The following is a 247-nucleotide window of genomic DNA, read 5'->3' on the forward strand; positions in this document are numbered from 1 at the left end:
GTGGTCGGCGACTTTAATCGCGGCAGGTTCGACGGCGTGGAAATATTCCGACGATTCGCTTTGAATAAAGCGGCCATTCGGCTGGACGTTCGCGATCGCTTCGGTGGCCAGGATGTTCGCCTTGACCAGGTGCTTGGTCGCGGTGACGAAGGCGGCGTCGGACGACAGGCACTCGTTCCACATGCCGTAGCGCGCTGAAAAATTCGCCGCGACATAGATCTCATTCACCGGTGTGTACAAGCTTATC

At 57.5% G+C, this 247-nt stretch carries 1 pseudogene; it reads right to left on the reverse strand.

Features of this window, described 5'->3' with window-relative positions:
* Nucleotides 1-228, reverse strand: a pseudogene (locus AC3XQU_RS24505) (glycoside hydrolase family 1 protein); the annotation flags it as partial.
* Between the last annotated feature and the right edge of the window lie 19 nt (nucleotides 229-247).

It is taken from the genome of Telluria sp. AZSoR62 (assembly GCF_058111565.1).